The 24,209-nt window shown below is 59.9% G+C and carries 22 protein-coding genes; 9 read left to right on the top strand and 13 right to left on the bottom strand.

Annotated elements, in window-relative coordinates:
* Nucleotides 1-11: 11 nt before the first annotated feature.
* Together RTCIAT899_RS31590 and RTCIAT899_RS31585 are read right to left on the bottom strand one after the other, a co-directional pair.
* Nucleotides 12-632, bottom strand: a complete 621-nt coding sequence (locus tag RTCIAT899_RS31590; RefSeq protein ID WP_015343919.1) for a class GN sortase — start codon at nt 630-632, stop codon at nt 12-14.
* A complete protein-coding gene (locus RTCIAT899_RS31585; protein ID WP_015343918.1) occupies nt 629-2,887 on the bottom strand; it encodes a marine proteobacterial sortase target protein in 2,259 nt (752 codons plus the stop codon). Before RTCIAT899_RS31585 ends, RTCIAT899_RS31590 begins: the two co-directional genes overlap by 4 nt.
* A gap of 170 nt (nt 2,888-3,057) precedes the next feature.
* Here RTCIAT899_RS31585 and RTCIAT899_RS31580 point away from each other — a divergent pair, with 170 nt between their 5' ends.
* Nucleotides 3,058-3,819 (top strand): helix-turn-helix domain-containing protein, encoded by a 762-nt coding sequence (locus tag RTCIAT899_RS31580; protein ID WP_015343917.1) that lies wholly within the window; start codon nt 3,058-3,060, stop codon nt 3,817-3,819.
* 8 nt (nt 3,820-3,827) lie between these two features.
* On the opposite strand, the gene RTCIAT899_RS31575 is transcribed toward RTCIAT899_RS31580, so the two are convergent.
* Complete coding sequence (locus RTCIAT899_RS31575) at nt 3,828-4,577, bottom strand: 2OG-Fe(II) oxygenase (RefSeq protein ID WP_015343916.1); 750 nt, start codon at nt 4,575-4,577, stop codon at nt 3,828-3,830.
* A gap of 196 nt (nt 4,578-4,773) precedes the next feature.
* Between RTCIAT899_RS31575 and RTCIAT899_RS31570 the strand changes: the two genes are divergently transcribed.
* A complete protein-coding gene (locus RTCIAT899_RS31570; protein WP_015343915.1) occupies nt 4,774-5,283 on the top strand; it encodes a cytochrome P460 family protein in 510 nt (169 codons plus the stop codon).
* A 104-nt stretch (nt 5,284-5,387) separates the two neighbouring features.
* Here the strand turns inward: RTCIAT899_RS31570 and RTCIAT899_RS31565 are convergent, their stop codons facing one another.
* Nucleotides 5,388-5,615 (bottom strand): hypothetical protein, encoded by a 228-nt coding sequence (locus RTCIAT899_RS31565; protein WP_041678294.1) that lies wholly within the window; start codon nt 5,613-5,615, stop codon nt 5,388-5,390.
* A gap of 125 nt (nt 5,616-5,740) precedes the next feature.
* Here RTCIAT899_RS31565 and RTCIAT899_RS31560 point away from each other — a divergent pair, with 125 nt between their 5' ends.
* Nucleotides 5,741-7,027, top strand: coding sequence for an epoxide hydrolase family protein (locus RTCIAT899_RS31560; protein WP_015343914.1), 1,287 nt, complete (start codon nt 5,741-5,743; stop codon nt 7,025-7,027).
* A 152-nt stretch (nt 7,028-7,179) separates the two neighbouring features.
* On the opposite strand, the gene RTCIAT899_RS31555 is transcribed toward RTCIAT899_RS31560, so the two are convergent.
* The 3 genes from RTCIAT899_RS31555 to RTCIAT899_RS31545 all read right to left on the bottom strand — a co-directional run bounded on the left by RTCIAT899_RS31555 (nt 7,180) and on the right by RTCIAT899_RS31545 (nt 10,661).
* Nucleotides 7,180-8,331: an MFS transporter gene (locus RTCIAT899_RS31555; RefSeq protein WP_015343913.1), complete on the bottom strand. Its 1,152-nt coding sequence runs from the start codon at nt 8,329-8,331 to the stop codon at nt 7,180-7,182.
* Nucleotides 8,332-8,612: 281 nt separating this feature from the next.
* Entirely contained in the window at nt 8,613-9,824 is a 1,212-nt protein-coding gene (locus tag RTCIAT899_RS31550) for an MFS transporter (RefSeq protein WP_015343912.1), read from the bottom strand.
* A gap of 12 nt (nt 9,825-9,836) precedes the next feature.
* Nucleotides 9,837-10,661, bottom strand: coding sequence for an aldo/keto reductase (locus RTCIAT899_RS31545; RefSeq protein WP_015343911.1), 825 nt, complete (start codon nt 10,659-10,661; stop codon nt 9,837-9,839).
* A gap of 167 nt (nt 10,662-10,828) precedes the next feature.
* Here RTCIAT899_RS31545 and RTCIAT899_RS31540 point away from each other — a divergent pair, with 167 nt between their 5' ends.
* Nucleotides 10,829-11,737, top strand: a complete 909-nt coding sequence (locus RTCIAT899_RS31540; protein ID WP_015343910.1) for a LysR family transcriptional regulator — start codon at nt 10,829-10,831, stop codon at nt 11,735-11,737.
* Nucleotides 11,738-11,812: 75 nt separating this feature from the next.
* Here the strand turns inward: RTCIAT899_RS31540 and cueR are convergent, their stop codons facing one another.
* The gene (gene cueR / locus RTCIAT899_RS31535; protein WP_015343909.1) at nt 11,813-12,262 is read right to left on the bottom strand and encodes a Cu(I)-responsive transcriptional regulator; all 450 of its coding nucleotides are present in this window, start codon (nt 12,260-12,262) and stop codon (nt 11,813-11,815) included.
* 320 nt (nt 12,263-12,582) lie between these two features.
* On the opposite strand from cueR, the gene RTCIAT899_RS31530 reads away from it, so the two are divergent.
* Both RTCIAT899_RS31530 and RTCIAT899_RS31525 read left to right on the top strand, forming a co-directional pair.
* A complete protein-coding gene (locus RTCIAT899_RS31530) occupies nt 12,583-14,058 on the top strand; it encodes a multicopper oxidase family protein (RefSeq protein WP_015343908.1) in 1,476 nt (491 codons plus the stop codon).
* A gap of 261 nt (nt 14,059-14,319) precedes the next feature.
* Entirely contained in the window at nt 14,320-15,654 is a 1,335-nt protein-coding gene (locus RTCIAT899_RS31525; protein WP_015343907.1) for an acetyl-CoA hydrolase/transferase family protein, read from the top strand.
* Nucleotides 15,655-15,828: 174 nt separating this feature from the next.
* Here RTCIAT899_RS31525 and RTCIAT899_RS31520 read toward each other — a convergent pair whose 3' ends face one another.
* The 4 genes from RTCIAT899_RS31520 to RTCIAT899_RS31505 form a co-directional block, all read right to left on the bottom strand.
* The gene (locus RTCIAT899_RS31520; RefSeq protein ID WP_015343906.1) at nt 15,829-16,920 is read right to left on the bottom strand and encodes a porin; all 1,092 of its coding nucleotides are present in this window, start codon (nt 16,918-16,920) and stop codon (nt 15,829-15,831) included.
* 361 nt (nt 16,921-17,281) lie between these two features.
* Complete coding sequence (locus RTCIAT899_RS31515; protein WP_051043421.1) at nt 17,282-18,469, bottom strand: adenylate/guanylate cyclase domain-containing protein; 1,188 nt, start codon at nt 18,467-18,469, stop codon at nt 17,282-17,284.
* Between the two features lie 48 nt (nt 18,470-18,517).
* Complete coding sequence (locus RTCIAT899_RS31510; RefSeq protein WP_015343904.1) at nt 18,518-20,140, bottom strand: MDR family MFS transporter; 1,623 nt, start codon at nt 20,138-20,140, stop codon at nt 18,518-18,520.
* A 77-nt stretch (nt 20,141-20,217) separates the two neighbouring features.
* Nucleotides 20,218-21,444: an HlyD family secretion protein gene (locus tag RTCIAT899_RS31505; protein WP_015343903.1), complete on the bottom strand. Its 1,227-nt coding sequence runs from the start codon at nt 21,442-21,444 to the stop codon at nt 20,218-20,220.
* Between the two features lie 137 nt (nt 21,445-21,581).
* On the opposite strand from RTCIAT899_RS31505, the gene RTCIAT899_RS31500 reads away from it, so the two are divergent.
* From RTCIAT899_RS31500 to RTCIAT899_RS31490, 3 genes are all read left to right on the top strand, one after another.
* Complete coding sequence (locus RTCIAT899_RS31500) at nt 21,582-22,484, top strand: LysR family transcriptional regulator (protein ID WP_015343902.1); 903 nt, start codon at nt 21,582-21,584, stop codon at nt 22,482-22,484.
* A 68-nt stretch (nt 22,485-22,552) separates the two neighbouring features.
* A complete protein-coding gene (locus RTCIAT899_RS31495; RefSeq protein WP_041678293.1) occupies nt 22,553-22,819 on the top strand; it encodes a type II toxin-antitoxin system Phd/YefM family antitoxin in 267 nt (88 codons plus the stop codon).
* Complete coding sequence (locus RTCIAT899_RS31490) at nt 22,816-23,259, top strand: type II toxin-antitoxin system VapC family toxin (protein ID WP_015343900.1); 444 nt, start codon at nt 22,816-22,818, stop codon at nt 23,257-23,259. Before RTCIAT899_RS31495 ends, RTCIAT899_RS31490 begins: the two co-directional genes overlap by 4 nt.
* A 46-nt stretch (nt 23,260-23,305) precedes the next feature.
* Here RTCIAT899_RS31490 and RTCIAT899_RS31485 read toward each other — a convergent pair whose 3' ends face one another.
* On the bottom strand, nt 23,306-24,073 hold the full coding sequence (locus RTCIAT899_RS31485; protein ID WP_015343899.1) for an SDR family NAD(P)-dependent oxidoreductase: 768 nt from the start codon (nt 24,071-24,073) through the stop codon (nt 23,306-23,308).
* Nucleotides 24,074-24,209 lie beyond the last annotated feature (136 nt).

The raw sequence follows: 24,209 nt of genomic DNA, 5'->3' as shown, positions 1-24,209 counted from the left end.
CTGGCCGTGGTCTATTTCGCCATCGTTTCTTCGAGATCGGCATAGACCAGATAGCGAAGCGGCCCAGAGGTAACGGCGTCGAAGGGAAAGCATGTCGCCAGCACGAGATGGACGCCGCGCGCATCGGGGTCGATTTCAGCCTCGTCCCAGCGGGCAACGGCCATGCGGCTCACGCGGAAAATGAAAGTCCGGCCGTCGCGACGTGTGATGCGGATACGGTCGTTCACATGAATATCTTTCAGGAAAGTAAAATGGGTATCCCGGTGTGCCGCATAGACCGCTGTACCCTCTTCGCCTGCCTGCGGGGTGTTGTCGAGATGGCCGGGGCCGAAGGCAAGCGCCTGGCCGCTTGCACCCTTCAGAGCGATAGCGGAAACGCCAAGGCGTGGAACTTCAATACGCGCCACCGGCCATGTGTCGGCCCAGCTCCATGGCTTGACCGGTGCGCCTGATATCACGCTGTCGGCAAAGGCACGTTCCAGCAGGACTTGCGCCAAAGCCGCCTTGGCGTAGATCCATCCTCCTTGTGCGGCGAGGAAGAGACCGGCGGCGATGAGAATGCCGGCCGCAAAAGTCAGAAGGGAGCGCGCTGGCGCGCTCCCCATGGTTTGGAGGCGAGTGGCGGCGATCATGCCCGGCTCCTTCGCGATGCCAGGAACAGCAGCGAAGCCCCACACAGAAGAGCAAGCAATCCCTGGAGAATGAGAAGCATTCCCGGTGTTGCCGTCTGCGGCAGCGGAACGCTGGCCTGAGCCGGTGCGGAGATTGGCTCGAGCTCAGCATCGTCATCGACACCCCGCGACTTGTCGGCCGCCTGCAGATGCCTGGTGTCGGCTTTCGCATCCCGCGTTGCATCGATGCCGAGGAGCTTGTTGTAATCCCAGCCCGCGGGAAGCTGCAATGGAATGTCGGCCTGTGTCAGCGGCGCGTTTGTCGGCCGCAGACGCTTGGTATCGACGGCGACGAGACTGGTCAGACGCGTGACCAGATGATGGTCGAGAGCCAATTGCAGGATACGCTTGTCGGCATCGGCCTGTGTGATCTTGCCGAGCGTGAGATTGACCTCGGCATCGTCGATCTGGCGCCGTGCCCAGATCTTGGAGATACCCTTGGCATTGCTTGCCTGATCCAGCGGCAGGGAAATCGTCCACGGACGGTCACCGATCTTGCCGCTGACGGTCAGGGTTCCGGCTGCTTTTCCCATCCGGGCCGCCAGAACGAGCGGTTCGCCATGGTAGATGTCGGGCAGGAGGTTCGGTGACAGGCTGACATTCTTCTCCGAAAAGGCAGCGGCGACATCGGTGACGGCCGGATTTTCCAGCTTGTCGAAGAGGGCGCGCATGCGCTCGTTCACCTCGGCGACCGAACCGATGTGGGTGAAGCTGCCACGGGCAAGTTCGGCGGCGCGGCTCATCAGGTACGTGTTCGGCGCCGAGCCGATGCCGACCATGAAGATGCGGGAGCGTCCACGCGACTTTGCGATCGCATCGAGAAGCTGCTGCTCGTTGCTGACTTCGCCGTCGGTCAGGAACACGACCTGACGCAATCCGTTGGCCTGGTGGCTGTCGTCGAGTGCTGCTTGAAGCGGCGGCAGCATTTCCGTTCCGCCGGCAGCTTCCAGGCCGGTGACGAAGCGGCGGGCCGAGGCGATATTCTCGGCCGTAGCCATGACCGAATCGGGAAAGAATTTGGTCATCGTGTTGTCGAAGCGGATGACGTTGAAGCGATCGTTCGGCTCGAGCCGGGACAGGGCGTAATCGAGGCTCGCCCTTGCCTGTTCGATCGACGTGCCGCCCATCGACCCGGAATTGTCAATGACGAAGACGACTTCGCGACCAGCCTTCTGCGGCGTCGCCACCGCCGGCGGCATCACATAGGCAAGCATATAGTCATCCTTACCGACATGCTCGCGGAAGAGACCGACGCTCGGCATATTGCTTGCGATGGCGCTCCATTCGAGCACGAAGTCGCGGTCTGCTGTCGCATCGCCGTCGAGGGTGATCCGGCGCCCGGCGTCGTTGACTTTGTCGATCTTGACCGCGTGATAGAGGCTTTTGACGTCATCGAGCGGAAAGCCGGCATTGAGATTGACCTTGAGGGTGACAGGGTTGGCGCGGTCGCCGCCGGGTACCATCAGGGGCGTCGAGATGGGCTGGTTGCTGACCTCACGCGATGAGCTCTGTTTGAAATGACCCCAGCCAGCCTTAAGATCGGCTTGCTGGGTGATGGGCGATGCGTCCTGCGGGTTGTGGCGCGGCGCGACGACCAGCGGCACCCGCAGGGAGAAGCGGCCGTCCGCCAGGCGGACCGACTGCTGATATTCGATCTGAACGACGATCTTTTCATGCGGGCCAATGTTTGCGACCGTATTGGTGAAGATGTTCGGGCGCTGCTGTTCGACGAGGGAGGCCTTCTTTCCTTCCCTGCGCGCTTTCTCGTATATGGCGCGCGCTGCCTGCTTCTCCTTGATATCAGCGACAACGACCCGGTTGCCGACGATCATCTTCAGGGAATAGACGGCGCTGTCTTCCGGAAGAGGAAATACGTAGAGGGCTTCGACCCACTTGTCGGTCGTGTTCTCGAAGGCTTGCGTCAGGACTGCGCGTGCCGTAGGCCCATTGACGTCGAGATCGACATCGGTCGCAAGGCGGGGCGCCTCGATATATTTTCCTTCGTCCTTGGTCTGAAGAAGAAGGCTGCCGGTGCCCATTTCGTTCGGCGTGACGAAGGCTGCCGGTTGCGCGTGCGATTCCAGGGGATGCAGCAGTGCGAAAATGACGGCAAGCACCGGCAGCAGAATGGCATTGCTGAACCAGAGCAACAAGCCGAATCGGATGAGGAAGTTTTGCCGCTTCTGGTAGCGCGAGAAGTTTGGCGAGGCTGACATGACAGGCTCCTTATTCGCTGGTGGAATGACTGAAGCCATTGTGAACAAAGGCTATTTTCTCGCCAGCGTAAGCTTTGCCCTGTTTCGTCCGCATCTTGCCGCAAACGGTCTTGCCGGTTACGGCCATGTGTGGAATTGTGAAGAAAATTACGCAAACAGGAAACGAAGGAATGGTCCAGGGCGACCCCTATTTGTCCGACAGCCAGAACAGCGCCGTGGCAGCGCGAGTTCGCGAGGAGATCGCCAGACGGCGCATTTCCCGGCAACGCCTTGCCAATGATGCCCGCATCAGCCTTTCGACCTTGGAGAAGGCCCTTTCCGGCCACCGGCCCTTCACGCTCGCGACCCTCATTCGGCTGGAGCAGGCGATGGGTGTCGTCCTGCGGGAGCCGGCTGGAACGCAAGCGACCGTTGTCAATGACAAGCCCGGCCATGCCCCCGAGGAGCTTGGTGCCTATTCCCGCGCCTCGGTTTCCTGGTTGGAGGGCACTTACCTGACGCTTCGTCCGTCCTTCGGTGATGCGAAGGCGATTTTTGCCTATTGCACCGAGATCGCCTGGGATGGAGAACGGACCTGCCTGAGCTTCCGGGAGCGCGAGCGCAGCGATGCCTCGTTTTCACAGCAGGGTTCGGTGTCGGTGCCGCACCTGTCGGGGCATATTTACCTGGTGACGAATTCGTCCGGGCAGTATCGCATGGCGATATTGTCGAGGCCCAGTATTACCGGCGAGATGTTCGGCTTGCTGACGACATTGCGCGCCGGGCAGGGTTCGCACCTCACACCTGTCTCGACGCCGCTCGCCCTCCTGCCTATGTCGGCTTTCGCGCAGCCGTCGCTCGGGCGCGTCTTGGCGGGCGATCACAATCACGAGGCATACTCGGCCATCATGCACAGAATTACCGGAGAAAATTACGCCGGCTTCGTCGGGTAACGGCACCCTTAGCGGGCGTCGTGAAAGATGATGCCGACAGTGTGGCGCATGCCTGAGCGGACGCGGCTTACCCCGTGTCTGAGATTGACGCGGTAGCTTCCCTTCGTTCCGCGCACGGGCCGATTGTGGACCGCAAAGGCGACGGCATCGCCCTGTCGAAGCGGCACGACTTCCACGCGGCTTTGCATGCGCGGCCGCTGCTCGGTCAGGACAAACTCGCCGCCGATAAAATCCCGGCTAGGCTCGGACAGCAGAATGGCCACCTGGATCGGAAAGGCGAGTTCGCCGTAGAGGTCCTGATGCAGGCAATTGTAGTCTCCCGACACATATTGCAGCAGCAGCGGCGTCGAGCGCCTCTGACCGGCCTCGTGGCATTGCTTGAGGAAGGCGGCATGCTCATCGGGATAGCGTTCCTCGATGCCCATGCGTTCATTCCACCGGTTTGCGATATCGGCGAGATGAGGATAGAGCGCGGTGCGCAATCCACCGAGAAGTCCCGGCAGCGGATAGTTGAAATAGCGATATTCGCCTCTTCCAAAACCGTGGCGTGCCATGATGATGTGGCTGCGGAAATGACGTTCCTCGCAGTAGAGCCCGGAGACCGCAGCGCATTCATCGGGTGCCAGAAGCTTCGGAAGGACGGCGCAGCCGAAGCCGTCAAGCTCTCTTGCGAGCGACGGCCAATCATAGGCGTCGATCCGAGCCTCTATAGAGTTTTCCGTGAAAGCCGGTGCGGAAGTGGAGATCGATGTGTTCATGTCGGGTCCTCGGAAGCCGTGATAAGCTGAAGCCTAGCGTCCGAACCGGAGCGGTAGCCACCCGATTTCCGATGAGCAGCTCACACGAATGGGTTTCCCTGGCTACATTGCGATACAATCGAGCCGTTTCCTGAAATTTAGCGGATACAATTCGCGGCGATCTTCTGCGGGATTATCCGTCAGGCAGGAGTCTAAAATGAAACTCGCATTCCTTGGCGCATTTGCCGTCTCAAGCCTTGCCGTCGGCATCGCCGCGTCTCAATCGGCAGGTTCTGCAACGCCGCCGGAAAATGCATCGCCGATCTACGGCGTGACCATACCGGAAGGCTATCGGGACTGGAGATTCATTGCGCCGGCGCAGGAGGCTCCGCCGCTCGACGAGCTTCGCGCCGTGCTCGGCAACGATATCGCCGTCGACGCCTATAAGAAGGGCACCCTGCCTTTTCCCGATGGCTCGATCCTCGTCAAATTGGCCTACAAACGCAAGCAATCGACGGAGTTCGCGCCGGCAACGGTGCCGGGAGCGCCGACCACGGTGCAGGTCATGGTGAAGGATTCCAAGAAATATCCCGATAGTCACGGCTGGGGCTTCGGGCGGTTCGTTGACGGCAAGCCGGTCGACGTTGCGCAACATGAAACCTGTCTCAGCTGCCATGTCGGCAACGTCAGGGATCACGATTACGTCTTTACGCGCTATGCGCCGTAAGGCGCTGCAACGCGATTAAGTGAAATTTGCCGGCCTGATCTCATCGTATCGCGGCCGGCCGGCTATCCATGGTTTCTCCTCCCGCCAGGATAGCCGCCCCTATTTTACCCATAGGCGAGCGCCGCTTCGAGCAGGTAGCCATCGAGCCGAGGAACTTCGCAAGCCCGCGCCATCTCTATGGGGTCGCCGCAGGGCTTGGCAGCCCGCATTGCCTCATCTCCCACTCCAAGACGTTCCAAAAATTCCTCTTCACTGGCTACTCGGCCAAGTTCCATATTTTTCGGGTGCATTTTGCCGCTGGCAAAACCAAAACGCAGAATTCTGTGTTCCATTGTAGCCTCGGTCGATCTGGACACAGAGGGATACAATTTGGCTGGGTTGAGAACACAACCGGGATACACGCCGAAAGCAAAACTTCGCGGCATTCAATAAACCTCCCAAACATTTGGAGATTCTGATGTCGCCCTTATCCTTCTCAATGAATAGACGTGCCTTTGTGACTGCAGCCGCTGTCGCTGGAGCGGCCTCGCTCCTGAAGCCTGCCCTGTCCTTTGCCGCATCGGACGCCTTGCCCGACGGTGTAAAGCCGTTCAAGGTCCATATTCCCGACAGCGCGATTGCCGAGTTGAAGCAGAGGCTTGCGACGGCACGCTGGCCGCTCAAGGAAAATGTCGCTGACGACTCCCAGGGCGTGCAACTCGAACGCCTGCGCGATCTCGTTGGATATTGGGCCGACGGCTATGATTGGCGAAAGGTGGAACAGAAGCTCAATTCTCTGCCGATGTTCATGACCGAAATCGATGGGTTGGATATTCACTTCATTCACGTGCGCTCCCCACACGAAAACGCAATGCCGCTGATCATGACCCACGGTTGGCCGGGCTCGGTTCTGGAAATGCTCAAGGTCATCGATCCCTTGACAAACCCAACCGCCCATGGCGGCAAGGCCGAAGACGCCTTTCATCTCGTAGTGCCATCGATTCCCGGTTTCGGTTTTTCCGGCAAACCCAGCGTCCGTGGATGGGGCTCCGATCACATCGGCCGTGCCTGGGGCACGTTGATGAATCGGCTCGGATATGAGAAGTTCGTCTCGCAAGGCGGTGATTGCGGCTCGGTCATCTCCGAGCGCATGGCGCATCAAAAGGTGCCGGGATTGCTGGGCATTCATCTCAACATGCCTGCGATCGTTCCAAAAGAAATCGTGCCGATCTTGGCTGCAGGTGCCCCGGCGCCCGCAGGTCTCACTGCGGACGAACGCGCTTGCTTCGACAAGCTCGCGATTTTCTACCGGGACAGCGCTGCCTACGCGCAAATGATGGTTACGCGTCCGCAGACGATCGGTTACTCGCTCGTCGATTCACCGATCGGAATGGCCGCGTGGATGTACGACAAGTTCGCCGAGTGGACCTATAGCAACAAGCAGCCGGAAAAGGTTCTCACTCGCGACGAGATGTTGGATGACATTTCTCTCTATTGGTTCACGGAGACGGGTACCTCGGCGGCCCAGATCTATTGGGAAGACCATACCAACAATTTCAACGCTCTTGAAAGGATCCCTTCCGTGCCGGTCGCGGTTAGTGTTTTTCCGGGAGAAATCTATCAAGCACCCAAGTCGTGGACGGAGCGTGCCTTCGGCAATCTGATCTACTTCAACAAGACCGAGAATGGCGGCCACTTTGCCGCCTGGGAACAGCCGGCGATTTTCACCAACGAGGTCAGGGCGGCATTCCGCTCGCTGCGATAAGCGGGCGAGGCTTCTGACATGGTGAAAGCACGCAGGCGAGCGATACCCCACGTTCGACTGCGGAAGAGGGGGAAGCGTATAGCGTTCCCCCTCACAGCGAATAACGGATCCTGGCGGATTTGACCCAGGCGACTTTAGGGATAGCAGTGTCCTTACGCAAAAGCGCTGCGGCGTGCGGAGAGCGACCCAATGCCCATCAGGGCGGCGAGGATGACCGGGATGCATACGAGGTAGGCGGTACGGATACCGGCATGCTCAGCAACGAATCCAAGCAGTGGCGGAGCCAGGAAGAAGACGACGAAGGACATTTGTCCAAGTGCTGCAACATTGACATGGGCCGGACGATCGGTGCGCTGGGCGGCCGCCGAAACCGCCAGCGGATAAACAGCGCTGCAACCGGCGCCCATGAGGGCAAAGCCGAGCAGCGCCACATTGGGGTGAGGTGCGACCCAGACGGAGCAGAGACCGGCAGTTGAAAGAAGCAGCAGCGAGAGTGCAACCGTGCGGGAGCCGAAGTGATCGACGAACCGGTCCGCAAACAGCCTTGCCAGCGCCATGAAGAAGGTAAAGAGCGTCAGCCCGAGGCCGCCGACGAACGGCTCGACATGAAAGACGTCGCGCATATAGATCGCCGACCAGTCGATGCCCGCGCCCTCGACCAGGAAGGCGGCAATGCCGATCACGCAGAGAGGCAGAAGGCCGAACGTCGGCAGCGCGATATGCCCGGCCTCCGGGTGATCCTGCATCGGGCGGGCCGGGGCATTGCGCATGCCGGCAATGACAAGCGAACCCACGATCAGGACGAAGGTGAATGTCAGGGCAAGGTGCAACTGCATCGAAATGCCGGCCTGGCGTATTGCCGATGATACGAGGGCGGTGACGAAAAAGCCGAGGCTCCAGAAGCCATGGGCGCGGTTCATCACGCCCCGGCCAAGCTGCGCCTCGATGCGATCGATCTCGACATTGAGATTGATTTCGAGCGCTCCGGCGAGCAGTCCCTCGCAAAGCAGGATGGCAAAGACAAGCGGAGCAACGCCCATCCAGGGCACGAGCGCCAGGGATGCGGAGGTTCCGAGCACGGTGATGAATGCCGTCTTGCGCGCGCCGAGACGTGCGACGATCGGAGAGGCGAAGGTGAGCGATATCAGCGCCCCGATAGCGGCGCCGATCAGTGTCAAGCCGAGCTCGGATTTGTCGATCTGCAAGGCGTCCTGCAGATCGGGAAGGCGCGAAAGCATTGCGCCCATCGAGACCGCAAAGAGGAAAAAGCAGACGTAAATTCGCTGCTGCGGTTCAAGACGCATTTCGATGCTCCGGAGAATTTGAACGCGAGAAATAGAAAGGGTCTATCCGAAAGCAACCTGCGCTGGCAATACAATGGCTCTCAATTCATCAGACAAATTAGGACTGCCGGCTAATTCGGCAAGTGCGGCACCGGCCAGCGCTATACGACCACGGGCGCCTTCGACAGGACAAAGCTAGAAGCATTCCCCGGGATGGCGCAAAACCGCCTGCAGGCGATAGCATCAACCTGCAGACGGTATGGTCGGGTCTCATCATCGAGGACTTGGACGCTTGGAGCTTATCAAGCGTTGCAATTCGCCGGCAATGACGACGGCTTGCGCGTGCCGATCAACACCAGTACCAAGCCAGCGGCGGCCAGCAGGCCTCCGGCAATCGCGACCGCCGCATAGCCAAAGCCGAGGCTGATAACGGCTGCACCGGTGGCCGCGCCCAGAGCATTGCCGAGATTGAAGGCCCCGACATTGATGGAGGAGGCAAGACCCGGCGCCTCTGCCGCTGCTTCCATGACGCGCATCTGCACGGGCGGGACGATGGCAAATGCCGCTCCGCCCCAGAGAAGCAGACCGATAGCGGCGCCTATGTGGGTGACCATCGCCAGCGGCAACGCGAACATGATGGCTGCGAGCAGAGCCAGGAAGATCTTGGTCGCACCGTCGAGCGACCAGTCGGCGAGCCGTCCGCCAAGCCAGTTGCCGATCGTGAAGCCGATGCCGATGAGGACCAACCCGAGGGTCACGAAGCTATTGGATGTGCCGGTAAGTTCGGTGAGAGCCGGAGCGACATAGGTATATAGCGAAAACATCGCGCCTGCGCCCATCACGGTAGTCGCCATCGCGAGCAGCACGGTGGGGTGAGTAAGTACGGCAAGTTCGCGCCTGATATCAGGCATCGCGCCGCGCTCGCCTTTCGGCAGGGCGAACCATAGCGCTGCAATGGCGGCAATGCCGATCAGCGCCGTTCCTGCAAAAGCCATGCGCCAGCCGATCGCCTGACCGACCCAGGTTGCGGCCGGCACGCCGCCGATATTGGCGATCGTCAGCCCCATGAACATGGCGGCAACGGCGCTCGCCTGCTTTTCCTTCGGCACGACGCTTGCCGCCACCACCGCGCCCAGGCCGAAGAAGGCGCCATGGTTAAGGCTGGTGACGAGCCGGGCGAGCAGCAGCGTGAAATAGCCCGGCGCCATCGCCGACATGAGATTTCCGATCGTAAAGATACTCATCAGCAGCATCAGCGCCGTGCGCTTGCCGAAGCGGCTGAAGGCGAGCGTCATGAAGGGGGCGCCGACCATCACGCCGATCGCATAGGCGCTGATGAGGAGGCCGGCTGTCGGGATCGAGACGTCGACCCCCTTGGCGATGACCGGGAGAAGTCCCATCGGCGAAAACTCGGTCGTGCCGATGCCGAAGGCGCCGATCGCAAGAGCGAGAAGCGCCCATCGGGCGTGAGAGGATGTTTGGGCCTTTTGGGCCGTCGAAATCTTGGTGTCCATGTTGAAAGCTCCTTAGGCGTCCCATTCGGGCGCGAGGCCGGGCGGGCTGACGATCCGGCCATCCGGGCGTGCGAGGTCGGCGATGGCGGCCATATCCGCCTCGTCGAGATTGAAGTCGAAGATTGCGATGTTTTCCTTGACACGCTCCGGATTGGCCGTCTTGGACAAAGCGATGTGGCCTTGCTGGATCAGCCAGCGAAGACCGACCTGCGCGGCGCTCTTGCCATATCTGGCGCCGATCCGCTGCAGCACCGGGTTCTTCGGCACCGCACCGTCGGCCATGCCATAGTAGGCGGTGATCGCAAGGCCGCTTGCCTTTGCGGCGGCAACGAGCGCGCGCTGGGGCAGATAGGGATGGATCTCGACCTGATTGGTCACGATCGGCGCGCTGGAAAGTCTGACCGATTCCCGCATGTGAGCGATGTTCTGGTTGCTGACGCCAACGAAGCGGGTTTTGCCGGCGGCCTTAACAGCGTTCAGCATTTCGATCTGCTCCGCGACCGGCACCTTGTCGCCCGGCCAATGCAGAAGGAGAAGATCGACGCGGTCGATCTTCAGCTTGTCGAGACTCTCGTCCACCGAGGCGGCGAACCTATCCTGACTATAATTGTCGACCCAGACCTTCGTCGTCAGGAATAGATCGTCGCGCTTGGCGCCGGCGGCTGCAAGAGCCCGGCCGAGTGCCGCCTCGTTCTGATAGATCTGTGCGGTATCGAAATGACGGAAGCCGGCCTCCAGCGCGGCCGGGATGACGCGCTCCACTTCTGCGTCCGACATGCGGAAGACGCCGAAGCCGAGCGCCGGAATTGCAGCGCCATGGGCGGTAACGGTAAGCATCGAAAACTCCTTTTGAAAGCCTCGGCGGCTTTGGCCGCCGTGAATGGATCGAGCACCGGACTTGATGGCGCAATCTCTTCCGCCTATGAAATAGAGAGCGCGTTCTCGCTTGAGAATTGGCTGAGTTTTCACATTATTTGTGAAACCAAATCAAAGATTGGTGCTCCATGGACAATCGCGCAGGCGAAATGCAGGTATTTCTTCGTGTGGTGGAAGCCGGCAGCTTTTCGGAAGCGGCGCGCCTGCTGCGCATGACGCCTTCGACCGTCAGCAAGCTGATCTCCCGCATCGAAGCCAGGCTCGGCGTGCGGCTCGTCGAGCGTTCCACCCGGCGGCTGTCGCTGACCCCGGAGGGCCAGATCTATTATGAGCGCAGCCAGGCCCTGCTGCACGATCTCGACGAGGTCGAACAGGAGCTGGCGCAGGGTGCGACGACGACCGGCGGCACGGTGCGGGTCAATATTGCCGTTGCCCTGGGGGTGCTCGGCCTCGAGCCCCTCCTGCCGGAATTTTGGCGGACCTATCCCAATGTTGTCGTCGATCTGTCGCTGTCCGATGAAATCGTCGATCTTTATCTCGACCGCACCGACGTTGCTTTTCGGGTTGGGGCTTTGCCGGCTTCAGGCATGATTGCCCGCCGCATCGGTATTGCCCGCCGCAAGATCGTGGCGGCACCCAGCTACCTCGATCGCCATGGAATACCGCTGGGTGTCGATGATCTCTCGCGGCACAATTGCCTGGGCTTCAATTTCCGCCGTCTTGCACCCGTCTGGCCGATCAGGGAAAGTGGCCGCATCGTCGATCGCGCCATGACGAGCTCGCTGCTTGCCAATAATGGCGAAACCGTCCGGCGCATGGCGCTGGCGGGTGTGGGGCTTGCCCGCATGGGCGATTATCACGTACGGGCCGACATTGCGGCCGGCCGTCTTATCGAGGTGCTTGCCGATGTCGTCGAGCCGGACGAGGAGCAAATCCATGCGGTCTTTCTCGGCGGCGCGCGCATGCCGCAGCGCGTGCGCGTCTTCCTCGATTTCGTCGTGCCGCGTCTCCGGCAATTTCTGGACGGGGGCGCCTGAGCGGCCGCTGCGGGGAATTTATCCTCACCAAGCTTTACGCTGGCAACCCGCCACCAAGACGTCAGCGAGCAGGGATCACTGCAGCGGCCGCGGTATGGCGCCGGTTCGAGGCTTGATTGACAGATTTTCGTCCTCCCGATCGGTCTCGAGCCGCTGCAGGATCGGGCAATGCGGACGATGGTCGCCCTGGCAGGAGCTAACGAGCATGGTGAGTGTGTGCTCCATATCCTGCAGGTCCGCGATCTTTTTCTTCAGTGCCGCGATATGACCCTGAGCGAGGCGCTTGACCTCGGCGCTCTGGCGGCTTTCGTCGCGCCAGAGTTCCAAAAGCTCGCTGATTTCGGCAACGGCAAAGCCGAGATCGCGCGCACGGCGGATGAAACGCAGCATGTGGACGTCGGTGTCCGAATAGTCGCGATAGCCCGACGCCGTTCTGCCGGCCGCGGGGATAAGGCCGGTTTCTTCGTAATAGCGGATCATCTTGGCCGATACGCCCGATGCTTTCGCCGCCTGTCCGATATTCATGAATGTTCTCCCTGACAGGCACTGCCTGATATTGCCGATGGAAGGTGGAGCTTCCAACCATGGGAAGGTCAATAGCATATTTTCCGCTGCAGGACACTTGACCTTACCATGGTTGGAACCTCCACTTTGAGCACCACCAGATCGAAACAGATGAGAATTCTCATGGTGCTGCGACTTGAAAACATGACCTGCGGCTGCGCCAGATCCGCCACCAAGGCAATCAGTCTGTCGCTCCGGACGCCAGGATCGATACCAGTCCGGATGCGTTCACGGTGGTGAGCGCGCTTATAAGGATATCGTTGAGTAAGAGGAAGCAATCGATGCATCGACGTAATTTTCTGACGGGGCTGGCGGGCCTTGCGATTTCCGGGCCGGCCGCAGCCCAGATGATGCATGACATGGGACATATGGGAGCAAGCGGCGCTCATGACATGCCGATGACCCGCGGTAAGCCTGTCTTGCCGGAAGGACAGCCTTTGCGGGAGCTGCCGCGTTTGATGAACGAGGCCGGCGAAGCGGGTCTATTCAAGGCAAGGCTTGCCGCCGAACCGGGGTTGGTTCGCTTCGCAGACAGGCTCGACACGCCGGCCCTTCTCTATAATGGCGGAAATCCGGTGATCGAGGCGCGTGAGGGCGACAGGGTCGAGATCAGATTCAGGAACGGCATTCCCGATGAACCGACGACGGTTCATTGGCATGGAATGCCGGTGCCGGCCGATCAGGATGGCAATCCCATGGAATCCATCGCCTCGGGTAGCGAGCGCCTCTATGCTTTCGATCTGCCGCAAGGCAGCGCCGCATCCTATTGGTTCCATCCCCATCCGCATGGCTTCACCGCCGCGCAGGTCTATCGGGGTCTCGCCGGCATCTTTCTGGTGAAACCCAAGGATGACCCGATCCCTGCCGAATATGGCGATACGGTCCTGATGTTCACCGATCTTCGGATCGCCGAAGATGGAAGCATGCCGGCAAGCAACATGATCGATGTGATGAACGGGCGCGTCGGCGATCATGTACTCGTCAATGGCCAGAAAAATCCGGTATTGACCGCGAGGAAAGGGGAGAAGCGTCGCCTGCGTCTCTTCAACGCGACAAATGCGCGCTTCCTGCGGCTGGCCTTCGAGAATGCCGCCATGGTGCTTATCGGAACGGATGGCGGCCTTATTGAGGCTCCCGTCGGCATCGACGAGTTGCTGCTTGCACCTGCCGAGCGCGTCGAACTCATCATCTCCTTCGATAGGCCCGGAGCGGCAAAGCTTGTCACGCTTGACTATGATCGCGGGTGGATGGGACCCGGCAAGCCCGAAGCGGCCGGCATCACCCTGCTGACCGCCAATGTTTCAGAGGAGGCTGCACCCAACGTGCCGCTGCTTCCAGCGACGCTGCGCACAATTGACCGCCTCGCGGAACCGGCAGTCACGCGTCGTTTTGTGTTGACGGAATCCATGGAAGGCATGGAGATGAAGTTCCTCATCAACGGCGCGAGTTTCGATATGAACCGCATTGACGAGATCTCGAAGGTCGGACAGGTCGAGTTATGGGAGATCGTCAATCAGGCGGATATGGACCATCCGTTTCATGTGCATGGGACGCAGTTCCAGCTTGTCGAACGCGAAAAGGATGGCGCAGTCACCCAGCCATCCTACCGCGCCTGGAAAGACACCGTGAACGTTGCCGCCGGCGAGACGGTACGCATCCTGTTGCGGCAGGATTTGCCGGGGCGACGCATGTATCACTGCCACATCCTCGAGCATGAAGATCTCGGCATGATGGGCACAGTCGACGTCAGGGCCTGACACCTCCATCATCCATCGAAGCGTGGAGGGAAAATAGTCCTTCCCTTCACCTCGGAACTTATGTTCGATGAGGCTGCGGCCGGTTTCACTTTTGCCGGTGTGAATGCGATGTTCGGGCCTTGCGCAAACAGCGAGTTCGGCGCTTTTATGTAAGCGCGTTCTACTGCAGCAAGCGCTCGCGGCGGCCTCGGAGGAGGGCTGGCCACGATCCCGCAGTGGATGTCAAATTGTGCTGACGGTGGCATTCAAGGGGAGGACTCGATGGCCGCTAATCATCAGATGCAATATCGCGAACGCGTGCGCTCTGCCCATGAGGCCGTTGCCTTGATACCGTCCGGTGCGAAGATCGCCATGCCGATCGCCGCCGGCCAGCCACCCGCCATCCTTGCGGCATTGGCTGAGCGTGCGCGGGCCGGCGTGGTGGACAATGTCCGGCTTTATTACCTGCTTTGCACGGGTGTCGCCGGTTCCAGCGTGCTCGATTTCGACCTACGCGACCGCATCATTCCCATGAGTTATTTTCATGGCGCGGTAGATCGTGCCTTGGATAAGCGGCGAATGGCGGAGATGCTGCCTGCCGCCGAAATCGTACCATGCCATTTCAGCCAGGTGCCGCGCTCTCTTGTCGAGCATGTCGGCGTGGATACATTGATCGCTACCGTCTCGCCCATGGATGCGGACGGGAATTTCAGCCTTGGCGCCAGTACGGATTATGCCCTGGCAGTCGCCCGCAAGCCCGGCGCTCGGCTGATCCTCGAAGTCAATCCCAGCATGCCCTATCTGCGGGGCAATTGCATGATCCCGGTCTCGCGCGTCACGGCACTTGTCGAGAATGACGCAAGCCTGCCGGCGCTTGCTGCCGCGCCTCGCTCGGAGGTCGATGATGCGATCGGTGCTATCATCGCCGGGCTTGTGGATGATGGTGATTGCCTGCAGATGGGCATCGGTGCGCTTCCTGACGCAGTTTGCGCCGGTCTTTCACACCACCGTCACCTCGGCATCCATACAGAAATGATGACATCGGGACTTGCCGCTCTGGTCAGGGCCGGCGTGGTCGACAATAGCCGCAAGCAGATACATTTAGGGCGAACCATCTTCACCTTTGCGCTGGGAGACAAGCCGCTTTACGACTTCCTGAACGATAATCCCGATGTCGAAGCGCATCCCGTTGATTATGTGAACAATCCGTTCGTCATCGCTCAGAATGACCGCATGGTGTCGGTGAATGCGACGCTGCAGATCGATCTCAACGGTGCGTGTAATTCCGAATTCGTCAACGGAAGGCAGTTCAGCGGCTCGGGCGGGCAGGTGGATTTCGTTCGCGGCGCCTACGGCTCACGCGGCGGCCGCTCGATCATCGCCTGTCATGCGACGGCGGCGAAGGGAACGCTTTCGCGTATTGTTCCGACCCTCACAGGTCCTGTAACGACGTCGCGCAACGATATCCATATCGTTGTTACCGAATATGGCTGGGTGAACCTCAAGGGCAAATCGGTGGCAGAGCGGGCAAAGGCGATGATCCGGCTTGCTCATCCCGATTTCCGGGAGCCGCTGGATCGTGCCGCTCATCAGGCGGGCTACTACGCGCCGGACTGATGTCGTTTCTGACGACGGGAAGGGCGTAGGTTCGCTGGGCAGTAAGGAAGAGGCGGAGGGAAACCGGATCCTTCCGGCTTTGATCGGAGGTCAACCGATTGCTATGAGAAGCCTGATGGATCGGGTACATCAGGCTTCCCGTACCTGGGCCCTAGGAGACTAGGTAGGTCGCTATTAGAAGCTACGCTGGAAGCGCAGGATACCAGCCCACTGATCCTGGTTTACAGAATCGAAGTTGGTGTAGGAGACTTCCGGCTCGATGAGCAGGTTCTTGACCGGGTTCCACTTGACGTTGGTGGTTGCGGCAAAGATCTTCGAGTCGGTGTAGGCGAGCTGCAGGTTCCACTTCAGCTTTTCGTTGATCGGAACGCCAACGCCGCCCCAAACAGCCCAGTCACCCCAGCCGCACTTCGATGCATCGTTAGCCGGGCAAGAAGAACGAGCCAGGTTGGTGCCGGCATACTTGTTCAGGTTGTCGCCATCGGTGTTCCAGCCGCCCATCAAGAAGGCCGAGAAGACGCCGAAGTCAGCATCGACGCGAGCCTTGATGGCGCCTTCCGACTTGATCGAGTCGTAACCACCAATGACCTTGAAGCCCCATGCGCCGGACTTGAAGCCAGCACCGGCAACGACGTCGGGAGCGTAGTGGTTAGCCTTGTCGTCCGATGCCCAGCTTGCGCCGTAGCCAGCGCCCGAGCCGCTGGAGTTCGAGTCTTCAACCGAAACCACAGCCGTGAAGCCGTTGCCGGCGTCGTAGTTGTAGGTCAACTGGTTGAGTTCGTACGGACCGTCATAGATCACGTCGTCGTTGATGACGTCGCCGGCATAACCGATGTAGGAGTTGAACTGCGAGTCAGCCTTACCGACGAGGAAACCGCCGAGGCTGATGTTGGCGAACAGCAGCTTGGAGGAAGTAGAGTTGCCTTCCTGCCAGTCCCAGCGGATGACCGTGTTGGTCTTCAGCGGGCCGTATTCGGTGTCGGTCGCGGTATCGAGGCTCAGCTGAGCGCGGGTATGCCAGAGAGTGCCGTTATGGCTGTTGGCATTGTAGGCGTCGTACCACTTGCCTTCGGTACGGACCATGCCGCCGACCTTGAGGCAGGTTTCCGTGCCCGGAATGAAGAAGTAGCCTGCGCCGTAGGCATCGCAGATGCGAACGTATTCCAGCGGCTCGGGCTCAGCAGCGACGATCGCGTCAGCCGCATGGGCGCCAGAAACTGCTGCCAATGCAGCAGCGGAGCCGAGAAGAAGGCTCTTGATGTTCATTTTAAACTCCTGATTGTAACGGATCGTACATATTCCAAGGAGCGAGCACAACGGACCATCCCGGCGACATTGCTTCAACAAGAAGCAAACACCAGGCATCTGCGAGAGACCGCGGGTATTATCCCCACCCCTTTGGAACCTCGTTAGCTGGCGGCTGAAATAACACCCCACCAGATCGCAAGCTAATTAGCTCCCGGCAACACAGCTATATACATTCGGATTGTTTGTAAATCAGCTCCGGAAGTATCCGGAAACGGAAAAAAGGGTTGTTGATTTCATGCAACACATGCCAAGCGCGAAAATTCGGCGGGAGAGGAGCCGCCTCCCTATAATGCCCTGCGCTGCATCCCTGTCCGCAGCTTCAATGAGCGATCGTGAACAGCTCCATCGCCTCGGCAAAGCCCTTCAGCCTCTGCCGGCCGACGGAGATTGCATCGTTGATTCCGGCCTTATCTCGAAACGCGTCGGACATCAGGAGTGCTTCGCTCCTTTCGCTGCAGACGTTCTGTATGCGGCTAACGATATTGACATCAGGGCCGATCAAGGTGAAATCCAGCCGATTGCCGGAGCCGACATTGCCGTAGCTCACCTCGCCATAGTGCAACGCGATGCCAACCTTGACTGGTATGCCGCTGTATTCAAAACCGCTTAGCTCGGAGAGGATTGTCCTTGCTGCGGTCAGCGCTGCATCGCAAGCTCCGGACGTATCGGCGCCTGGAAAGAATGCCAGAACCGCATCGCCCATGAATTTCAGTACTTCACCCCCTTCATGGGCAATCGCCGGTATCACCTTGTCGAAATAGGCGTTCAGCAGTTCGAGGACGGTGCTGCCGGGCTGGCGATTGGAAAGCTCGGTGAAACCGCGCAGATCGCACAGCAAAAGGGCTGCCTCCATCGATTCGATTTCGCCGCGACGAATGTGTCCGGCAAGGATGCGGCTCGCCGTCATCGGGCCGATATAGGTATCGAGAAGGCTGAGTTCGCATTGTCTGAGGACGCGGAGTTCGCAGGTGTTGCGCAATGCCGGCAGCATGCGCTCGATCAGGTCTTTCTCGCCGGATGTGAAGCCGCCTGGCCGCCGCGTGGCGAAGACGGCGCAGCTGATCGGTCCGTCGGCGTTGCAAAGCGGCGCCACGATCAACTGCACCAGCCCCCGGCCGGAAAATATGTCGATATGCTGCCAGCGCCCATAGGGGCTCTCGCCCGGACCGACGACGAGCGGCTCGCGCATCTCCTGTGCCTTCATGAGCGGTGTATTGGCAAGCGCGAGGCGTGAGCCATGTTCGCGATCATGGATCTCGACCGGTTCGCCGGGCGCCCAGGCGAAGGTGCGGCCGATGAATTCGGGATGCAGCGTCGTCAAGTGCAGCGTCAATCGATCGACAGGAAGGCCGAGCGCCTGCAGGCGGCGGCCAAGCCCGGCAACGAGGCTAGCCTCATCGAGAGCATGGCATTCGTCGCCCGTCAGCCATTCGATGAGGCTCAGTGTTGCTCTGTTACTGATGCCGCCGCTGAGCGTCTTGGGATCGGCTGTTGCGGCTTTTGGCATGTCGTGCAGCAAGGTCATGGTTATTTCCTCCTCTTCGAGGTGCGGCGCTCAGTGCGCGCCGCCGCCGGAAAGTTGACCGGCTTTTTTCAGAAGCAGGCTGGCAATCAGGGCAACGACCAGTGCGACGCCAAGCAGATAGAAGGTGTCGCTGAAAGCCATGATATTGGCCTGCTTGCGAAGGCTGGCGGCGATGGCGACGATCGCCTTGTGCGTGGCGAGCGCCTGGTCGCTGACCCCGTGGTTCATGAAATAGTTGGTGAGATTGGCGACGCGAGCACGGGTGGCCTCTTCAAATACCGAGACGGAATTCGTGAGAATATTGGAATGGAACTGCTCGCGCTTGGTAAGAAAGGTCTGCAGCGCGGCAATGCCGACAGCGCCGCCGAGATTGCGCATCATGTTGAACAGCGCCGAAGCGGATCCGGCATTTTCCTGCTCGATGCCGGCGGTCGCGATCGCCGTCAGCGGCGTGAAGGCGAGTGCCTGGCCGACCGCACGCACGATATTTGGCCAGAAGAGCTGATCGCTGGCATAGTTGCTCGTCATGTAGATGTTCATGAAGTTCGAGGCGGCGAAGAGCGCGAAGCCGACGATGATCAGCAGGCGAGCGTCGATGCGCTTCATCAGCCGTGGGACCAGCGGAATCAAGATCAGCTGCGGAATGCCGGTCCAGGCCAGCACCATGCCGATCTGCTCGGAATTGTAGCCCTGGATGCGCGTCAGATAGATCGGCAGGATGAAGACCGAGCCGTAGAGGGCGACGCCCATCAGGAAATTGGCGACGATGCCGAAGCCGAAATTGCGGCGCGCCAGCAGACGCAGATTGAGGAGCGGATGAGAAGCGCGAAGCTCGATGATGAGGAAGAGCGTCAATGAAACCGCGGCGATGATGGAGAGACGGACGATGAAGGGCGAGCCGAACCAGTCGTCCTTGTTGCCTTCCTCAAGCACGGTCTGCAGTGCTGCAAGGCCGACCGCCATGGTGATGATGCCGGGCCAGTCGCCCTTGGCGAGCAGCGAAAGATTCATCGGCGCGGGGTCGAGCGAGATCCAGAGCATGCCGACCATCAGGACGCCCGGCACGAGATTGACGTAGAAGATATATTCCCAGCCCCAGTTTTCGGTGAGATAGCCGCCGATGGTCGGGCCGATGGCCGGCGCGAAGGTGGCAGAAAGGGCAAAGAGGGCAAGACCCATCGGCTGCTTGGGTTTCGGCAGCAGCGTGATGATGATCGTGAAGGCCATCGGAATCAGCACGCCGCCGGAAAAGCCCTGGATGGCGCGCAGCACGATCATCTGCTGCAGGTTTGCGGCAAAGGCGCAGGCGACTGAAAAGAGCAGGAAAAGGACAGCATTGGTCAGCAGATAGTTGCGGACCGAAAAGACGCGAGCGAGCCATGCGCTAAGCGGAATGACGACGATCTCTGCGATCAGGTAGGAGGTCGAAATCCAGCCTCCGTCGTCCGTGCCCGCGCCGATCGCGCCCTGGATGTCAGCAAGCGAGGCATTGACGATCTGGATATTAAGGACAGCCATGAAGGCGCCGAGCGTGGAGCCGACCACGGCGGTCCACATACGCAGCGGGCTCATGGCCGGTCGGGCGACGGCGGCGGTTGAAGCACCCGGCGATGCGGCTGAATTGTTGTCTGCGGCGATCTGAAGAGTGGCCACGGCGTGTCTCCTTTCGGCTCATGCCGGAACAATCTCATGACGATGCTGAGGTGATAATCGGCGAAAATCGGGAAGGATCATCCAGCGTGGCTGGATGATCCCTGTGCGCCGGCTGCCGATGTCTGGGCAGCCTTGGTATCGATTTCCGGCTCCACCGACATGCCCGAGCGCAGCAATCCGGCGAGATTATCGTCGTCGATGACGATCTTAACCGGTATGCGCTGGACGATCTTGGTGAAGTTGCCGGTGGCGTTGTCAGGCGGCAACAGCGAGAATTCGAGCCCGCTTGCCGGCGAGAGGCTGTCGACATGGCCCTTGATGGTGACGTCAGGGAAGCTGTCGACCTTGATCTCGACGGATTGGCCGGGGCGTACATAGGTCAGCTGCGTTTCTTTGAAATTCGCAACGACATAGACCGAATGCAGCGGAACCACCGCCATCAGCTGCGTACCTGCCGTCACATATTGTCCCACGCGGATAGAGCGGGCACCGACCGTGCCGCCGACGGCTGCGACGATGTTGGTATAGGAAAGATTGAGCTCGGCCTGCTGGACGGCCGCAGCGGCGCGATCGCGCTGGGCAGCTGCCTGGTCTCGCTGGGTCTGCAGCACGGGAACTTTGGTTTGAGCTGCGACGAGCGCGGCCTGGTCGCGCTCGACAGCGGCCGCTGCCTGCCTTCTGGCCGATTCTGTCTCTTCAGCGCGCGACTGTGTGCCGACGCCGTTGGTAATCAGACGAGCCGAACGGGCGGCATCCGATACAGCATAATCCAGAGAGGCTTGCGACGCGTCGACCGTTGCCTTGGCTTGCCCGATCAGCGATTGCTGCAGCTGGATCTGCGCATCGATATTGGCGATCGCTGCATCCGCAGCCTTTAAATCGGCTTTTGCTTGGGAAAGCGCCGCCTGGAAATCGCGGTCATCGATGCGGGCAAGAAGCTGGCCGGCCTTGACATGGTCATTGTCGTTGACAAGCACCTCCTTGATGTAGCCGGCGACCTTTGGGGCAATCGTGGTGTAATCGGCCTTCACATAGGCATCGTCGGTGGATTCGATGAAGCGTCCGACCGTCCAGTAGCGATAGCCGAAATCCGCTGCGGCCGCGACGCCGGCCAGCAGCGCGGCGATCAGCAAGCCGCGCTTGATGAGCTTCCTATCCGCCTTTGGTCTGGCGTCACCGATAGGCGCTTCGGCAACTCTTCCTTGCGGAACGTCGGCGGCGGGAGATTTCGCAACCTCGTTGACTGGAGCAGCATCGGCCTGGCTTGCGTTCTTGAACGCCTCGTTGCGCGGTAGTTCGACCATCGTCCGTTTCCTTCAGTGCGCTACCCCTTTGTTCGGGGTCATTTTTGATGCGATGAAGATGCGTCCGAACGATCCTTCTGATAATCTCCTCAAATCGGGAAGGATCATCAAGTCACAGTGGATAATCCGAGGACAATATGGATCGGTTGACCAGCCTCGCAGTCTTTGGCCGGGTGGTGGAATGTGGCGGTTTTTCCGCCGCCGCCCGCCGCCTCAACATGTCGGTCACCATGGTGGGCAACCATGTGCAGTCATTGGAAGATCATCTCGGTGTGCGGCTTCTGAACCGCACGACACGCCGGGTCAGCCTGACGGAAACCGGCAAATATTATTACGAGCGATCCTCGCAGATCATTGCCGATCTCGAGGAGGCCGACCGGACGGCGGGCGCGCTTAGCACCATGCCGCGCGGCACGTTGAAGCTCTATACCAGCGGCGCCATCGTCCGTTTCCTGCTTCCCGTCGTCAACGAGTTCATGACGCTATATCCGGCAATCTCGCTTGATTTCAACGTTGGTGAACGGTCGGTCGACATGATTGAGGAGGGTTACGATCTGATGATCCGAACCCTGCCGGCGCCGGATTCGACGCTCGTCGCGCGCAAGCTAGCGCCCTGGCGCCATATGCTCGTCTGCTCGCCCGAATATCGTGAAACGCATCCCATGCCGAAAGTGCCGGCCGACCTCGCGGAGCATAATTGCCTGCAATATACCTATTATCCCTACGGCGACGAATGGCGTTTCGAAGATGCTGACGGGAAGCAAGTGAGGGTCAAGATATCAGGCAATGTCGTCTCGAACAATGCCGAGACGCTGCGCTTTCTCTTGGCAAACGGACAGGGCATTTTTCTGGCCCCGAGCTTCATCGTCTTCGAAGAGGTCGCCGCCGGCCGTCTCGTGCGTGCCATGCCCGACTACCGCGCCATGGAATTCACCATCAGCGCGATCTATCCCAACCGCAGTCATCTGCCGACGAAAGTGCGTTTGTTCATCGACCTTTTGGCAGAGCGTTTCGTTGAGCACCGCAAGTGGATGACCTGAACGCGCCTTGATTTTGCACGAACGTGCGCTTAAAAGAGGTCATAAGTGACCCCTTTTAGGAGCCTTCCATGACAATGATCAGCTTAAAGGATGCCAAGGCGTCGTTTTCCTATGTCATCGATCAGGCTGCGGCCGGTGAGTTTGTAACAATTACCCGTCATGGGCGTGCCGCAGCCGTCGTTGTCAGCGTGAAGGCAGCCGAAGAGGCAAAAAAAGCGATCCGGAAGGGCCGACCGAGCCTGGTTCAATACCTGAAGACCTTTCCGGCTGATTTCGATCCCACCGAGGATGTTTTCTCCAGAAATCCTGCTCCATCTCGCGAGGTCGATTTGTGAGCTTTCTTCTCGACACCAACGCGATCTCCATGTTCGCTCCGTCCAAAGCCAGCGCATCGAATACTTTTGCCGAATGGGTGGATGAACAGGATCGGCAAGATGCAGTCTACCTGTCAGCCCTGACGATCCACGAGATCGAAAAGGGCGTGCGATTGTTGGAAGCAAAAGGCGCCAAAGCAAAGGCTGCGGGAATTCATACCTGGCTGCAAGGATTGATTGTCGGCTATGGTGATCACATCCTGCCCGTCGACAAGGACATCGCTCTTGAATCCGGGAGGCTCGAGGCGAAAGCAGTCATCGCCGGGCATAGTCCCGGCACGGCGGATGCGATCATCGCGGGAACGGCAAGCATTCACAAGCTGACCGTGATCACCGCCAATCTCAAACACTTCCTGCCCTTCGGCGTAGCCGTCAAGTCACCGGATCAGGTGGGGCGATGACGCCGCCTCGACGGAATGTTTGGCGGCTTTATCACTGCGTCAGTGATCAGATGGCGGTAAAGCCGTTGTCGACGAAAAGGTGGATGCCGTTGACGAAGTTGGACTCGTCGGAAGCAAGATAGAGGGCGGCACGCGCCACATCCTCGGGTTCGCCGATCCGGCCTTGTTGCGCGGCGATTGCCGCATCCGAGACATCGACACCCAGAGCCTGCAACTCAGCCACTTCGCGCAGCCCATGCGGCGTGCGGATGAAGCCGGGGCAGACGGCATTGCAGCGGATATTGCGATCGCGGAACTCGACTGCGATGGCGCGGGCAAACATGTGCACCGCCCCCTTCGTCGTGTCGTAGAGCACCTCCATCGGGGTTGCGGCAACAGCCGAGATCGACGAGGTGCAGACGATGGAACCGCCGCCGGCAGCAATCATGCCCGGCAGCACGGCCTTGGTCATCAGGAACATCGAGCGGACGTTGACGCCGTGCAGCCATTCCCATTCCTCAAGCGTCGTGTCGAGGAACGGCTTGATGACGATGGTGCCTGCATGATTGAAGAGCACGGTTACCGCGCCAAAGCGGTCTTCGATGCCTTTGACTGCCGCATTGACCGCCGCCTCATTCGAAACATCGGCAACCCAATGGTCGGCAACGCCACCGGCGTCTCGGATTTCGCGCACGGTCGCAGTCGCTGCGTCGCCGTTTCTGTCGATGATCGCCACCTTGGCGCCTTCGGCCGCAAACAGGCGCGACGCCGCACCGCCCATGCCGGTGGCGCCGCCTGAAATGATGGCAATCTTGCCCTTGAGCCTATCCGTCACGCATTTCCCCCATCCGCCGCACGCGCAAAATCGATGCCGCTGCGGCCCTTTGCCGATGCCAATCAAAACTCTCGGAGATGCCGAGGGTCATTGCGAAAGATGCGCTTGGTTGCAGTTCGAGGCAAGGATGATCAGG

Origin of the sequence: Rhizobium tropici CIAT 899 (assembly GCF_000330885.1) — a bacterium.
Classification (GTDB): Bacteria; Pseudomonadota; Alphaproteobacteria; order Rhizobiales; family Rhizobiaceae; genus Rhizobium; species Rhizobium tropici.
Note: the sequence above shows the minus strand (reverse complement) of the source record. Positions and strands in the feature narration are given on the sequence as shown.

Bases quoted from the DNA above. Each gene is read 5' to 3' on its own strand.
- cueR (WP_015343909.1), bottom strand. From the start codon at position 12,262: ATGAATATCGGACAGGCGGCGAAAGCATCGGGCGTATCGGCCAAGATG.
- RTCIAT899_RS31515 (WP_051043421.1), bottom strand. From the start codon at position 18,469: ATGCCAAAAGCCGCAACAGCCGATCCCAAGACGCTCAGCGGCGGCATC.
- RTCIAT899_RS31505 (WP_015343903.1), bottom strand. From the start codon at position 21,444: ATGGTCGAACTACCGCGCAACGAGGCGTTCAAGAACGCAAGCCAGGCC.
- RTCIAT899_RS31565 (WP_041678294.1), bottom strand. From the start codon at position 5,615: ATGGAACACAGAATTCTGCGTTTTGGTTTTGCCAGCGGCAAAATGCAC.
- RTCIAT899_RS31530 (WP_015343908.1), top strand. From the start codon at position 12,583: ATGCATCGACGTAATTTTCTGACGGGGCTGGCGGGCCTTGCGATTTCC.
- RTCIAT899_RS31550 (WP_015343912.1), bottom strand. From the start codon at position 9,824: ATGGACACCAAGATTTCGACGGCCCAAAAGGCCCAAACATCCTCTCAC.
- RTCIAT899_RS31580 (WP_015343917.1), top strand. From the start codon at position 3,058: ATGGTCCAGGGCGACCCCTATTTGTCCGACAGCCAGAACAGCGCCGTG.
- RTCIAT899_RS31525 (WP_015343907.1), top strand. From the start codon at position 14,320: ATGGCCGCTAATCATCAGATGCAATATCGCGAACGCGTGCGCTCTGCC.
- RTCIAT899_RS31585 (WP_015343918.1), bottom strand. From the start codon at position 2,887: ATGTCAGCCTCGCCAAACTTCTCGCGCTACCAGAAGCGGCAAAACTTC.
- RTCIAT899_RS31555 (WP_015343913.1), bottom strand. From the start codon at position 8,331: ATGCGTCTTGAACCGCAGCAGCGAATTTACGTCTGCTTTTTCCTCTTT.
- RTCIAT899_RS31520 (WP_015343906.1), bottom strand. From the start codon at position 16,920: ATGAACATCAAGAGCCTTCTTCTCGGCTCCGCTGCTGCATTGGCAGCA.
- RTCIAT899_RS31500 (WP_015343902.1), top strand. From the start codon at position 21,582: ATGGATCGGTTGACCAGCCTCGCAGTCTTTGGCCGGGTGGTGGAATGT.
- RTCIAT899_RS31495 (WP_041678293.1), top strand. From the start codon at position 22,553: ATGACAATGATCAGCTTAAAGGATGCCAAGGCGTCGTTTTCCTATGTC.
- RTCIAT899_RS31545 (WP_015343911.1), bottom strand. From the start codon at position 10,661: ATGCTTACCGTTACCGCCCATGGCGCTGCAATTCCGGCGCTCGGCTTC.
- RTCIAT899_RS31570 (WP_015343915.1), top strand. From the start codon at position 4,774: ATGAAACTCGCATTCCTTGGCGCATTTGCCGTCTCAAGCCTTGCCGTC.
- RTCIAT899_RS31590 (WP_015343919.1), bottom strand. From the start codon at position 632: ATGATCGCCGCCACTCGCCTCCAAACCATGGGGAGCGCGCCAGCGCGC.
- RTCIAT899_RS31575 (WP_015343916.1), bottom strand. From the start codon at position 4,577: ATGAACACATCGATCTCCACTTCCGCACCGGCTTTCACGGAAAACTCT.
- RTCIAT899_RS31560 (WP_015343914.1), top strand. From the start codon at position 5,741: ATGTCGCCCTTATCCTTCTCAATGAATAGACGTGCCTTTGTGACTGCA.
- RTCIAT899_RS31540 (WP_015343910.1), top strand. From the start codon at position 10,829: ATGGACAATCGCGCAGGCGAAATGCAGGTATTTCTTCGTGTGGTGGAA.